The sequence below is a fragment of the Rubrobacter calidifluminis genome, assembly GCF_028617075.1.
Lineage (GTDB): Bacteria > Actinomycetota > Rubrobacteria > Rubrobacterales > Rubrobacteraceae > Rubrobacter_E > Rubrobacter_E calidifluminis.
The window spans coordinates 54,513-67,479 of the sequence record NZ_JAQKGV010000004.1 but is presented as its reverse complement, the minus strand read 5'-3'; the positions used below and the strand labels follow the sequence as shown (position 1 = coordinate 67,479).

At 65.6% G+C, this 12,967-nt stretch carries 8 protein-coding genes and 1 tRNA gene; 7 read left to right on the top strand and 2 right to left on the bottom strand.

What is annotated here, in order from left to right; genetic code table 11:
• Positions 1-151 precede the first annotated feature (151 nt).
• The 7 genes from PJB24_RS04400 (at position 152) to PJB24_RS04370 (ending at position 11,045) form a co-directional block, all read left to right on the top strand.
• Positions 152-1,390, top strand: a complete 1,239-nt coding sequence (locus PJB24_RS04400) for a SpoIID/LytB domain-containing protein (protein ID WP_273843128.1) — start codon at positions 152-154, stop codon at positions 1,388-1,390.
• A 240-nt stretch (positions 1,391-1,630) separates the two neighbouring features.
• Positions 1,631-1,703: transfer RNA gene (locus tag PJB24_RS04395), tRNA-Ala, on the top strand.
• 340 nt (positions 1,704-2,043) lie between these two features.
• Positions 2,044-4,743: a glycoside hydrolase family 78 protein gene (locus PJB24_RS04390; protein WP_273843125.1), complete on the top strand. Its 2,700-nt coding sequence runs from the start codon at positions 2,044-2,046 to the stop codon at positions 4,741-4,743.
• Between the two features lie 107 nt (positions 4,744-4,850).
• Positions 4,851-6,227: an MFS transporter gene (locus PJB24_RS04385; protein WP_420541890.1), complete on the top strand. Its 1,377-nt coding sequence runs from the start codon at positions 4,851-4,853 to the stop codon at positions 6,225-6,227.
• A gap of 31 nt (positions 6,228-6,258) precedes the next feature.
• Entirely contained in the window at positions 6,259-7,725 is a 1,467-nt protein-coding gene (locus tag PJB24_RS04380; protein WP_273843122.1) for a rhamnulokinase, read from the top strand.
• Between the two features lie 11 nt (positions 7,726-7,736).
• Positions 7,737-8,951, top strand: coding sequence for an L-rhamnose isomerase (rhaI, locus tag PJB24_RS04375; protein ID WP_273843120.1), 1,215 nt, complete (start codon positions 7,737-7,739; stop codon positions 8,949-8,951).
• 18 nt (positions 8,952-8,969) lie between these two features.
• Positions 8,970-11,045, top strand: coding sequence for a bifunctional aldolase/short-chain dehydrogenase (locus PJB24_RS04370; RefSeq protein ID WP_273843118.1), 2,076 nt, complete (start codon positions 8,970-8,972; stop codon positions 11,043-11,045).
• 1 nt (position 11,046) lies between these two features.
• Here the strand turns inward: PJB24_RS04370 and PJB24_RS04365 are convergent, their stop codons facing one another.
• Positions 11,047-11,853 carry a DeoR/GlpR family DNA-binding transcription regulator gene (locus PJB24_RS04365; RefSeq protein ID WP_273843115.1) on the bottom strand — a complete coding sequence of 269 codons (807 nt, stop codon included), beginning with the start codon at positions 11,851-11,853 and terminating at the stop codon, positions 11,047-11,049.
• An 88-nt stretch (positions 11,854-11,941) separates the two neighbouring features.
• Complete coding sequence (locus tag PJB24_RS04360; protein WP_273843112.1) at positions 11,942-12,967, bottom strand: iron-siderophore ABC transporter substrate-binding protein; 1,026 nt, start codon at positions 12,965-12,967, stop codon at positions 11,942-11,944.

Below are 12,967 nucleotides of genomic sequence, written 5' to 3'. Positions count from 1 at the left end.
AAACCTCCCGCCTCCGGACGAAACCCCGTAAAACCCGGGCATCTTAGCACGCCGGAACACGAATTATCCATGGCCGAAAGCTAAAGCAATCTTCCTGCGCAACCGAAAAGCTCAGTGAGAGACCAGAGACGAGCATATGAGAGGACCCTGCATGAAACCCATCCCCCGCCCGGGAGCCGCGGCCCTGACGGCGATCACCCTGCTCGCTTCGGCCCTGTTCACCCTCCAGGTCTCAGTCCCTGTACGGGCTACGACCGGCATCCCGGTCTGCGGGTCGGGCTACGGACACGGGGTCGGCCTCTCCCAGTACGGCGCCTACGGGCGGGCCGTCTCAGGCCAGGGCTATGCGCGGATCGTAAAAGCCTACTACCACGGCGTCCGCCTCACAGGATACGGGAACGACCCGCTGGTGCGGGTGCTGCTGGCGAAGAGATCCATCGGGCAAACCTACACCATCCAGGTCACCCCGGGTAGCACGGCGAGGCTCGCCCCGTCCGGGACCGGCGTCTCCCTCACGCTCGGTCCCGGCGACTACCGGGTCGGGTACCTGACGAGCAAAGGGCTCTATCGGGTCACGAACTTCTCCTCCGGCAGGACGCTCGGCGATTACCGGGGTCCGATCGTCTTCCGGCGAGCCTCGGGAGGGTTCCTGCGCTACGCTGGCAGTAGTTACCGGGGCTCTTTCGTAGTCAGAGTCTCCGGCGGGAGCTTCTACCTGGTGAACCGGCTCGGACTGGAGGGGTACGTGAGGGGGGTCGTCCCGAACGAGATGCCTCCCTCCTGGCCCCGGGCCGCGCTCGAGGCCCAGGCGGTCGCGAGCCGCTCCTACGCCCGTTCGGCGCTGGAGGCCCACGCGAGGGTCTTCGACCTCACCGGGAGCGACGAGAGGTACCTCGGAGCCTCCTCCGAAACTCCCTCGACGAACTACGCGGTATCCAGGACGCGCGGGGTCGTGGCGACGTACGCCGGCAACCCCATAAAGGCCTTCTACTACTCCTCCGACGGTGGCTACACCGAGGCTTCCTCCTACGTCTTCGGGCCGGAACCCTACCTGAAGGCGATGAAGGACACGACCTCCGCCGGGCAGCCGTACGACGCGATCGGCGGCTCGCCCTGGATGCGCTGGAGCGGCACGATCTCGCCGTGGAGCTCCCCAGGCCTCGGCATCGGCGCCATAACCGGCGTGCGGGTACTCGGCCGCTCCCCCTCCGGCAGGGTCACGAAGGTCGAGGTGGACGGAACGCAGGGCAAAAGAATCGTCTCCGGCGAGTACGCCGTGCGCTACGCCTTCTCCCCCGGGGATCTGATCCGCGCCGACGGCTCGATCTACCACGCCACATCACTCCCCAGCGCACGCGTCTCCTTTGGAGCCGCGTGCAGGGGCGGCTGAACCCCACCCCCCATGTTTGAGCCCCACACCACCCGGGTATCTTTATTTACAGGAACTGCTCCTCCGAGTGGGAGGTAAGGTCCGATGGACAGGAGAGGTTGACATAGGCTTTCCGGCATAGTCATGTGCTGCGGCGTATTGTCGCAGCGGGGCTGGGAGAGGGATCCCTCTCCCAGCCCTTTTCGTTCTCTCCGAATCCCCTGATGGATCTCCGGTTCTGTGTTAGGATAACCGCATCCTGGGCCCGTAGCTCAGCTGGGAGAGCGCCGCCTTCGCATGGCGGAGGTCACGAGTTCGAGTCTCGTCGGGTCCACTCGAAAATCCCGGTAAATTAACCAGATTCTCCACCGTAACGGCAAGCCCCCGGAGCCTTCCGGGGGTTTTGACAGCCCTCCCGAGATGCCCCCCGGGACATCTGTCCTCATCACCTCCGATTCACATCCTTTCACCATGACCGCACTAACCAAAGAGTTCATCCCACCCGCACCAGCAAGGATCAATCCCCCCGATCAGGCTTCGCTTGCACCCGCACACCAGCTGTGCTAATAATGATCGAAAATAATAATCTGTGGGGGATTTGGGGACATAAACGATATATAAAGACCATCAAAAAGATCATACTGTAGGCAAGGTTACAGGAGGTCGTGGGGAAGGTGTCAGATCTGGTACCGGTGGGGTTGAGGTGTGGGGGGTTGGTCGAGCCGCTTGGCGTGGACGACCCGGCACCCGTACTGAGCTGGCGTCTGGAGGCATCCGGGAGGGGGAAGAGACAGAGCACGTATCAGGTTCAGGTGGCTGGGAAGAGAGAAGACTTCACAGCTGGAGAAAGTTCTCTTCTCTGGGATAGCGGCAGGGTGGAGACGGATGCTCCGCTCGCCACTTACGAGGGTCCGCACCTCGTCTCCGGCACGCGGTACTTCTGGAGGGTGCGCGTCTGGGACGAAAACGGGGAGCCCTCTGGATGGAGTGATGTTTCGTACTGGGAGACCGGTCTTCTCGAGAGTATGGACTGGGGGTGCTGCTGGATAGGATTGGGAGAAGACCCTTCCGCGGCGCACGAACCCCCCACCGGAGAGAAGTTCGACGAGGTGGCCGCAGGACTCGCTCCGTCGCCGTACCTGAGGAGAACGTTCACGCTCAAGAAACCCGTGCGGCGGGCGAGGTTCTACGCCACCGCCCGTGGACTCTACGAGGCCTATCTGAACGGGGAGCGGATCGGAGACCACGAGCTGGCTCCTGGTTGGACGGATTACCACAGGCGCATCCAGTACCAGACCTACGATGTCACGGGGTTGTTGAGGGAGGGCGAGAACGCCATCGGGGCCGTATTGGGGGACGGCTGGTACTGCGGGTACGTCGGCTTCGACCCCAAGCGCCGGGGAGCACACTACGGAGAGAGGCCGCAGTTCCTCGCCCGGTTGAACGTCGAGTACGAAGACGGCACCACGGAGAGCCTCACAACCGACGGCTCGTGGCGGAGCACGACCGGGCCCATCCTCCACTCCGACCTCCTCATGGGAGAGCGCTACGACGCCCGGCTGGAGATGGATGGTTGGGACGAGCCGGGCTTCGACGATTCGGAGTGGTTTCCGGTGAAAACGGAAGAGCTCGGGGACGAGATGCTCGTAGCCGAGCCCTCCCAGCCGATCCGGGTCACCCAGGAAGTAGGGGCGAAATCCGTGACCGAGCCCGCTCCCGGTGTCTACGTCTTCGACCTGGGGCAGAACATGGTCGGGCGGGTGCGGCTCAAGGTGCGCGGAGAAGCGGGGACCGGCGTGAGGCTGCGCCACGCCGAGGTGCTGAACCCCGACGGCACGATATACACCGAGAACCTGCGCACGGCCCGCCAGACCGACACGTATATCCTGCGAGGCGGGGGCGAGGAGGTCTACGAGCCGCGTTTCACCTTCCACGGCTTCCGCTACGTCGAGGTCAGCGGGTATCCTGGAGAGCCCCCTCTAGAGGCCGTGACCGGGCGCGTACTCCACTCCGACACACCGTTGGTGGGCAGCTTCGAGTGCTCGGACGAGACGGTCAACCGCTTGCAGAGCAACATCGTCTGGGGTCAGAGGGGGAATTTCCTCTCGGTCCCGACCGATTGCCCGCAGCGGGATGAACGCCTCGGGTGGCTGGGTGACGCCCAGGTCTTCATCCGTACTGCCTCCTTCAACGCCGACGTGCAGGCATTCTTCACCAAGTGGATGCGGGACGTCGTCGATGGGCAGTCAGCGGAGGGTGGCTTCCCCGACGTCGCACCCCGGGTCGTCACCCTGCGCAACGGAGCCCCGGCGTGGGGTGATGCCGGGATCATAGTCCCCTGGACCATCTACCGGGTCTATGGGGACGTCCGCATGATCTCAGCACACTACGGAGCGATGGAACGCTGGATGGACTACATCCGCGAGGCCAACCCGGACTACCTGCGCAAGAACCGCCTCAACAACAACTACGGCGACTGGCTCGCCCCCTTCGGCGACGACACGCCGAGGGAGCTCCTCGCCACCGCCTACTGGGCCTACGACGCGAAGCTCATGGCCGAGATGGCAGAAGCTATCGGCAGAGAAGAGGACGCCGCGAAGTATGAAAAGCTCTTCGAGAAGATAAAGAGGGCCTTCAACGAGGCTTACGTCACCCCCGAAGGGAAGATAAGGGGCGACACACAGACGGCCTACGCGCTGGCGCTGCACATGGATCTCCTGCCCGACGAAAAACGAGAGGGCGCGGCCTCACACCTGGTTACGGCGATCGAGCGGGAGGACTGGCACCTCTCCACGGGGTTCGCCGGCGTAGGATACCTCCTGCCCGTTCTCACGGAGACGGGACACGCCGACGTCGCGTACCGGCTCCTGCACCAGGAGAGCTTTCCATCCTGGCTCTACACCATAAAGCACGGGGCGACGACCATCTGGGAGAGGTGGGACGGCTGGACCGAGGGAAAAGGCTTCCAGTCGCCCAACATGAACTCGTTCAACCACTACTCGCTGGGGTCGGTGGGCGAGTGGCTCTACAGGTACGTGGCGGGCATCGACGCCGCGGAGCCCGGCTACGGGCATGTCGTGATCCGTCCGCATCCCGGGGGGAAGCTGAGATGGGCCCGCGCGTCCTACGAGTCGGTACGTGGTCCGATCACGAGCGCCTGGGAGCTCTCCGACGGCACGTTCCGCCTGCGGGCATCCATTCCTCCCAACACCACCGCGACCGTACATCTCCCCGCCGCACCGGACCGGATAGAGGAGGGCGGCATCCCCCTGCAGGAAGCCGAGGGTATCGAGGTGGTGAAGAAAGGAAAGGGCCACACCACCCTGAAGGTCGGATCCGGCGAGTACGAGTTCACCGCATCGTCGAACCAATGACGAGGGCACACGTGCCCTCGGGGAAGGAGGAGACAACAAAAACACTGTACAAGAAGGTTTGACGGGCCTCCATGTTGAAAGAGACCGGGGAAAGGAAGGAGTCGATTATGTCTGGCCCTGAAGAAGGGAACGGAAAGGTAGACGAGCGGGTAACCCGCCAGCACTGGAGATGGACAATCCTCGCCGGTATGGCCTCGTATCTCGATGCAGGATCCATCGTGGCGCTGGGTTCTGGACTGGCGCTGTGGCAGCAGCACCTGCACCTGAGCAGTTCAGCGGTCGGAGCACTCGCGGCGATAGGTCCCAACGCCATAGGAGCGGCGATCGGCTCGTTCATCGGCGGCCGGCTCGGGGATCTCTTCGGGCGTAAGCGTATATATCAGTATGATCTCCTGGTCTATGCGCTGGGCATTCTGCTGATCATCATCTCCGCCAACGCGCCGCTGCTGTTCATCGGGACCGTGCTCATAGGAGTCGCGGTCGGGGCCGACGTGCCGACCTCGCTCGCGCTGGTCGGAGAGTTCGCCCCGAGCAAAGCCCGGGGCAGGCTGATGGGGCTCACACAGGTGGCGTGGAGCGTGGGGCCGATCGTCGTTCTGGTACTGGCGTTCATATTCGCACCCTTCGGGCTTACGGGAACCAGGATAGTCTTCGGACAACTCTTCGTAATAGCGCTCGTCACCTGGTATCTGCGGCGGGGGCTCGTCGAGTCGGCCCGCTGGACCGCCGCCTCCGGCGCGGGCGAGACGCGCCGCACCTCGGCAGCCTCCGAACAGCCGGAGCTGGCGCCCATACCACAGCACGTCCGGAGCCATCTGCGCGGCCTGCTCAGCAGGACGAACCTGGGAGCCCTCGCCTACACGGGTATCTTCTATACGTTCTGGAACCTGGCCGCCGGAACCAACGGTATCTTCTTCCCCTACATAGTCAGGACCCTCGGGGCGCAGAGCCAGGCGGCGAGCGTCGGGCTGCAGGCGGTCGGCTTCGTGCTCACGGCGATATCCGTCGCATTCATTTTCATGCCGTTCAATGATCGCAGCGACAGAGCACGGCGCGTAATATTTGGCACTGGAGCCATCATGTCGGTGGCTGCATTTCTGGCCTGGGTCATCTTCCCGCTCAACACACCCACCGTCATAGCCAATATCGTCCTCTTCGGTCTCGGGGGCACGATAGCTGGGGAAGCCTTCTACAAGACGTGGTCGCAGGAGCTCTTCCCAACGCTGCTCAGGGGAACGGCGCAGGGGATCACGTTCGGGGTTGCCCGGGTGGTACTCGGGATATGGAGCTTCTTCCTGCCTACAATTGCGGCCACCGGCATCAAGCCCGCCGCTCTTCTGCTCACGGTCTTCCTCTTCATCAGCGGCGTCGTTGGCTTCTTCTTCATGCCGAAGACGGCCGGGAAGTCGCTGGAAGAGATAGAAGCGGAACGTGGTGGGAAGGCTGCGGATGTGAATCCTGCTGCGGGCAGGACGAGGGGTTGATGCCACACGCCGGCCTTACAATCGGGTAGCGATGCCATCAGGGACCACGACATATCTTGCGGTGGATCTCGGGGCCGAGAGCGGGCGCGTCTTTCGCGCCCGCCTCAATGGAGGCCGTCTTTCTCTGGAGGAGGTCCACCGCTTCCCCAACGTCCCGGTCCGGCTGCCGGACGGGCTCTACTGGGACGCACTCCATCTTTTGCAGGAGGTGGAGCGGGGGCTCGCCGCGGCGGGCGGGAACCCGGCGAGCATCGGGGTCGACTCCTGGGCGGTGGACTTCGGGCTTCTCGCAGGAGGCCGGCTGCTCTCCTCCCCCCGGCACTACAGGGATCCGTACACGGACGGCACGGTAGAGGAGGCCTGCCGCAGGGTGCCGAAGGAGGAGATCTACCGCACGACCGGCATCCAGTTTCTGCAGATAAACACCCTCTGTCAGCTGCTCGCGCTGGAGGGCTCTCCCCTGATGGAAGCCGCGGAGACCCTGCTCATGATCCCTGACCTCATGAACTACTGGCTCTGCGGGGAGACGGCCTGCGAGGAGACCAACGCCTCGACCACCCAGCTCTACGACTCTTCGAAGAGAAGCTGGGCACGGGGGCTGATGGAGAGGCTCGGGATCCCGGGGCGTATCTTCCCGGATCTGGTACCTCCGGCCACCACGCTCGGTCGCCTTCTGCCGCACGTCCGGGAGGAGACGGGACTCGGGGAGGTCCCGGTGGTCGCCGTGGCCTCACACGACACGGCCTCTGCGGTGGCGGCCGTCCCGGCGGAGACGGAGAGCTTCGCGTACGTCTCCAGCGGCACCTGGTCGCTGGTGGGCGTGGAGCTACCGTCGCCGGTGATGAGCGAGGAAGCGATGGAGGCCAACTTCACCAATGAAGGGGGCTTCGGCGGAAGGGTGCGCTTCCTCAAGAACGTGATGGGGCTGTGGCTGCTGCAGGAGTGCCGCAGGGAGTGGGCGCGCAGAGGAAAGGTGTACTCCTATGAGGAGCTCTGCCATCTTGCGGAGGAGGTTCCTCCGGGTGGAGCGCTCGTGGACCCGGACGACCCGCTCTTTCTCACGCCGGGAGACATGACGGGGCGCATCGAGCGCTTCTGCGCGAAGAGCGGGCAGAAGCCACCCGAAGGGGTCGGCGAGGTGTGCCGGTGCATCCTCGAGAGCCTGGCGCTCAAGCAGGCGCTGGTGATCGAAGAGGCGGCAGGGATCACGGGCCGGGACCTCGAGGTGGTGCACGTGGTGGGCGGCGGCTCGCAGAACGAGCTTCTGTGCCGGATGACGGCGGAGGCCTCGGGACTACCAGTGGTCTCAGGTCCGGTCGAGGCCACGGCCGCGGGTAACGCGCTCGTCCAGGCGTACGCCGCCGGAGAGGTGGAGTCCCTCGCACGGATGAGGGAGGTCATCGCCCGCTCGTTCGGCCTCAGACTGTACGAACCGCAAGAGCCCGAGAGGTGGCATGCTCTGAAGGAACGCTTCGTGAAGATCGCAAATCGGAGATGAGGGAGGGTCTCGTGCAGGGTAGATCCAGGGAAGCCTACGAGAGGCTCGTAAGCTCCATCGCGGAGCGTGGGCTGGACCCGGAGGGGATAGAGAGGCGGCTGAGGGCGCAAAGGGTGGAGACCCCCTCGTGGGGCTACGGAAACTCGGGGACGCGCTTCAAGGTGTTTTCCCAGCCGGGGGTTCCCCGGGATCCTTTCGAGAAGATCGCGGACGCCGCGCAGGTGCACCGCCACACCGGCATCTCACCCTCGGTGGCGATACACATCCCGTGGGATGCGGTGGAGGACTACGGGGCTCTCCGGGAGCACGCGGAGGCTCTCGGGATGCGGATAGGGGCCGTGAACCCGAACCTCTTCCAGGACGAAGACTACAGGCTCGGGAGCGTCTGCAACCCGGACGAGAGGATAAGGAGAAAGGCGACGGACCACCTGCTCGAGTGCGTCCGGATAGCGAAAGAGGTGGGCTCGGAGGAGATCTCGCTCTGGCTCGCCGACGGGACCAACTATCCGGGTCAGGACTCGTTCTCGGAGCGCAGGGCCAGGATGCTCGGTTGCCTCTCGGAGCTCTACGACGCGATGCCGCGAGGGATGCGGCTTCTGGTCGAGTACAAGCCGTTCGAGCCGGCCTTCTACCACACCGACATCCCGGACTGGGGGGCCGCGCTCACGATATGCCAGCGCCTCGGCGAGAGGGCGCAGGTTCTGGTGGACCTCGGTCACCACCTGCAGGGGACGAACATAGAGCAGATCGTCTCGCTGCTCCTCGCTGAGGGCAGGCTCGGGGGCTTCCACTTCAACGCCCGCAGGTACGCCGACGACGACCTGATCGTGGGCTCCACCAACCCGTTCGAGCTCTTCCTGATCTACGTCGAGCTCCTCGAGGCCGAGGAGGAAGGAAGGCGTATCTCCTACATGATAGACCAGTCGCACAACGTCGAGCCGAAGATAGAGGCGATGATCCTCTCGGTCGTGAACCTGCAGGAGGCCTACGCGAAGGCCCTGCTGGTGGACCGCCGGGCGCTGCGCGAGGCCAGGCTCTCGGGGGACGTCCTCGGCGCGTACCGCATCCTGCAGGAAGCCTGCGCAACCGACGTGAGGCCGCTGTGCGCGAAGGTGAGGGAGGATCTCGGGGCCTCGCCGGACCCCGTGGGCGCCTTCCGGGAGAGCGGGTACATGCAAAAGGCAACCGAGGAGCGCCGCGGGGGCACCCCCGCGGGCTGGAACTAGAGGGAGCGGAGGGAAGACATGGAGACGAGAATCGCAGCGACGACGGAGAACCTCTGGAGAAAGGAGGAAGCGGAGGGGCTCTCGCCCCTCGAGGAGCTCGCCTACCGCTCCAACCTGCTCGGCAGAGACCGCGCCGTGGCCAACTACGGCGGGGGCAATACCTCGGTGAAGACGAGGGAGCGCGATCACACCGGCCGAGAGATCGAGGTCATGTGGGTCAAGGGCTCCGGGTCGGACCTGGCCACCATAACGGCGGACCGTTTCACCGGCCTGAAGCTGGAGGAGGTCCTGCCCCTCTACGAGCGGGAGGAGATGGCCGACGAGGAGATGGTCTCCTACCTCTCCCGCTGCCAGCTCGCCCCGGAGATGCCCCGCTCCTCGATAGAGACCCTGCTGCACGCCTTCATCCCCCACCCCCACGTCGACCACACCCATCCCGACGCGATAAACATGCTCTGCTGCGCCAGAAACGGGAAGGATCTCGCCGCGGAGTGCTTCGGGGAGGAGGCGATCTGGATAGATTACATCCGCCCCGGCTTCACCCTCTCGAAGCAGGTCGGTGAGGCCGTGCGGGAGAACCCACGCGCCCGCTTCGTCCTTCTGGCCAAGCACGGGCTCGTCACCTGGGGCCAGTCCGGCGAGGAGTCCTACGCGAACACGATCGAGGCGGTAAACCGCGCCTCCCGGTTCGTCGCGGAGCGTGCGGCCGGTACGGAGCCCTTCGGCGGAGAAGCCATCCCCCCGCTGGAGGAGAGGGCGCGCGAGGAGCTGCTCTACCGGGTGCTCCCCGTCCTGCGCGGGGCGCTCTCGCAGGACGGACCGAAGATCCTCCGTTTCGACGCCTCGGACGAGGTACTCGAGTTCGTATGCGGAAGGGACTCGGCGGAGCTCTCGCAGGTGGGTGCCGCCTGTCCAGACCACCTGGTCAACACCAAGATGCGCCCGCTCTGGGTAGATTTCGACCCGCGGACCGGGGACGCGGACGAGCTCGCGGCGAAGCTGCCCGAGGCGGTGAGGAGCTACCGCGAGGAGTACAGGGAGTACTTCGAGAAGAACTCTTCCGGAGAGGAGAAGATGTTCGACCCCTCACCGCGGGTCATCCTGATAGCGGGCGTCGGGATGGTCGCCTCGGGCGCGAACCTCAAGGCCGCCTCCCTCTCGAGGGACCTCTACCACCGGGCGATAGCCGTGATGCGCGGCGCCTCCGCCGTGGACGAGTTCGTCTCGCTCACCGAAGAGGAATCCTTCGCGGTCGAGTACTGGCCGCTCGAACTGTACAAGCTCACCCTGGCTCCCCCACCGGGGGAGCTCGAAGGACGCGTCGCGCTCGTCACCGGTGGGGCGGGCGGTATAGGGCGTGCCACGATAGACGAGCTCGCCGCAAAAGGGGCGTGCGTCGTCGCGGCGGACCTGGACGGGGCGGGTGCCGAGGAGGCCGTCGCGGAGCTCGACGGCACCGGCGAGGCGGTCGCGGTGGACGTGACCGACGAGGACGCCGTGGAGAGGGCCTACAGGAAGACAGTCCTCACCTACGGCGGGGTGGACATCGTCGTCTCGAACGCCGGGCTCGCCTCCAGCGCGCCCATAGAGGAGACGAGCGTCGAGTTGTGGGAGCGTGACCACCGGGTGCTCGCCAAAGGGTACTTCCTGGTCGCCCGCGAGGCGTTCCGGGTGCTGAAAAGGCAGGGCGTGGGCGGGAGCCTCGTCTTCGTCGCCTCCAAGAACGCCCTCGCCGCCGGCAAGAACGCCTCGGCCTACTCCTCGGCGAAAGCGGCCGAGCTGCACCTGGCGCGGTGTCTCGCGGAAGAGGGCGGGGAAGCGGGCATCCGGGTGAACACGGTCAACCCGGATGCGGTGCTCCGGGGCTCGAAGATCTGGGGCTCGGAGTGGCGGGAGGGCCGGGCGCGCTCGTACGGCATCCCGCCGGAGAAGCTCGAGGAGCACTACCGCGAGCGCACCACCCTCAAGGTCAACGTCCTCCCCGAGGACGTGGCGCAGGCCGTCCTGCACTTCGCCTCGGAGAAGCGTTCGGCCAAGAGCACCGGCAACGTCCTCAACGTCGACGGTGGGGTGAGGGAGGCCTACCCCAGGTAGGCTAGACCCGCCTCACCCTGGTTCCGCCGGCGGCGATCTCCTTGAGCCTCTGCTCCGGCGCATCGGCGGCGAGGACGGTCGAGACCTCCGAGATGTGGGCGATGCGGTTCAGGCCCCTCTGGGAGAACTTGCCGCCGTCCACGAGCAGGATAGGCTCCTCGGAATGCAGGATCATGGCGCGCTTGACCTCGGCCTCCAGGGGGTCCGGGTCGGTGAGGTAACCGTCGGGCGTGACGCCCTTGACCGAGACGAAAGCCCGGTCGGCAAAGTGGGCCTCGACATCCTCGGTGGCCCGTGGTCCCACGAAGGAGAGCGTCAGCTTGCGCAGGGTGCCTCCCACCCCGATCAGGGAGACCTTCGGAGCTTCGTCGGTGGTGAAGAGGGACATCACCGGCAGAGAGTTGGTCAGGATGGTCGCCTCGAGCCCCTCGCGCAGGATGAGGCGCGCGGCGTAGTAGGCGGTGGTGGAGGAGTCCACGAAGAGCGTCTCGCCCGAACCCAGCATCCCGAGCGCCGCCCGTGCGAGCCTCTCCTTGGCCTCCCGACTCTCCTCCAGCCGCCGCTGGAAGGAGTCCTCCCGCCGGGCGAAGCCGGGCAGCACGGCCCCGCCGTGGATCCTCTTCACCCTCCCCTCGTCCTCGAGGATGGCGAGGTCCCGGCGCGCGGTCATCGGGGAGATGTCGAAGGTCTCCTCGAGCGCGGCGACCGTCACGCTGCCCGATCTGCGCACCATCTCGGAGATCATCTCCCGCCTCTCGGCGGGCATGATCCTGCGCCTTCTCCGGCCGACGTCTCCCCGCACGCTCATTCTGCCGCCACAGGCGCAGACATCCGATGCTCCATGGGCACATTCTACCGGATGCTCCGGCTGCGCTTTCCCGGCTCTCCCGGACGCCTCACGCCTTCTCGAGCAGCCAGGAGAGCTTCGGGACGAGGTGCTCGAGCAGGTAGGGGTGGCTGAGCACGGTGTCAAAGGAGAGGGCAGCTCTGGTGAGGTCGTCGTCTTCGGATAGGTATATGGTCCTCCCGTCCTTCACCGCCCCAAGGCGCCTGAAGACAGCGCTCGAGCGCAGCCGGCGCTCGTCGGCGGGGCTCGAGCAGAAGCAGATGAGCACGTCGGCGTCGGCGACCCCGAGACGTTCCTCGCTGATCTGGACGTAGTAGCGGTCTTTCGGGGCTATCCTGGCGGCCGGCGCTGGTAGCCTGAAGCCGAGGGCGGTGAAAAATGCGACGCTCCTGTCGACCGTGGAGTACAGGTAGAAGGCACCCGAGCCGGTCCCTATGACCGAGACCGTGGCCCCCTCGAACTCTGGGTGTTCGCGCCGGGTCTGCTCGAACCTCTCCTCCAGGTTGGCGACGAGCTCCCTCGCCTTCTGCTCGCGGCCGAGGGCCCGGCCGATGACGAGGGTCTGCTCCTGCCAGGGCACGCCGTACTGGGGCCACCTCCCCGACTGAGGCAGGGTCGGGGCGAACTCAGAGAGCACGTCGTAGTCCTTGCGGTTCATCCCAGAGGAGATCCCCACGATCAGGTCGGGCTTGAGGGCGGCGACCTGCTCGTAGTTTATGGAGTTCTCGGGGAGCAACCGGGGCCTCGCGTCGCCCAGCACATCCCTGGCCCAGGGCCAAACACCGCGCGGGGGATTCCCGAACCACCTGCGGATCCCGACCGGCCGCATCCCGAGCGCGAGGATGGGATCGTGGTCGGTATAACCCACGGAGACGATCCTTTCGGGCGAGCCATCTATGGTCGTCTTACCGTACTCGTGGTCGATGGTGCGGCTACCGGAGGTCTCTCCCTTCCGAACGTTTCCACTTCCTCCGCAGCCGGCCAGGAGAACGGCAGCCGCGCCACCGAGGAGCAGGTCCCTTCGGGTGATACCGCCCGCGCCCTCTCCGAGCCCGGCCGCACGTAGACCGCACAC

Excerpts from the sequence above, each read along its gene's own strand:
- PJB24_RS04380 (WP_273843122.1), top strand. The coding sequence starts at position 6,259 with ATGCCATCAGGGACCACGACATATCTTGCGGTGGATCTCGGGGCCGAG.
- PJB24_RS04365 (WP_273843115.1), bottom strand. The coding sequence starts at position 11,853 with ATGAGCGTGCGGGGAGACGTCGGCCGGAGAAGGCGCAGGATCATGCCC.
- PJB24_RS04400 (WP_273843128.1), top strand. The coding sequence starts at position 152 with ATGAAACCCATCCCCCGCCCGGGAGCCGCGGCCCTGACGGCGATCACC.
- PJB24_RS04370 (WP_273843118.1), top strand. The coding sequence starts at position 8,970 with ATGGAGACGAGAATCGCAGCGACGACGGAGAACCTCTGGAGAAAGGAG.
- PJB24_RS04385 (WP_420541890.1), top strand. The coding sequence starts at position 4,851 with ATGTCTGGCCCTGAAGAAGGGAACGGAAAGGTAGACGAGCGGGTAACC.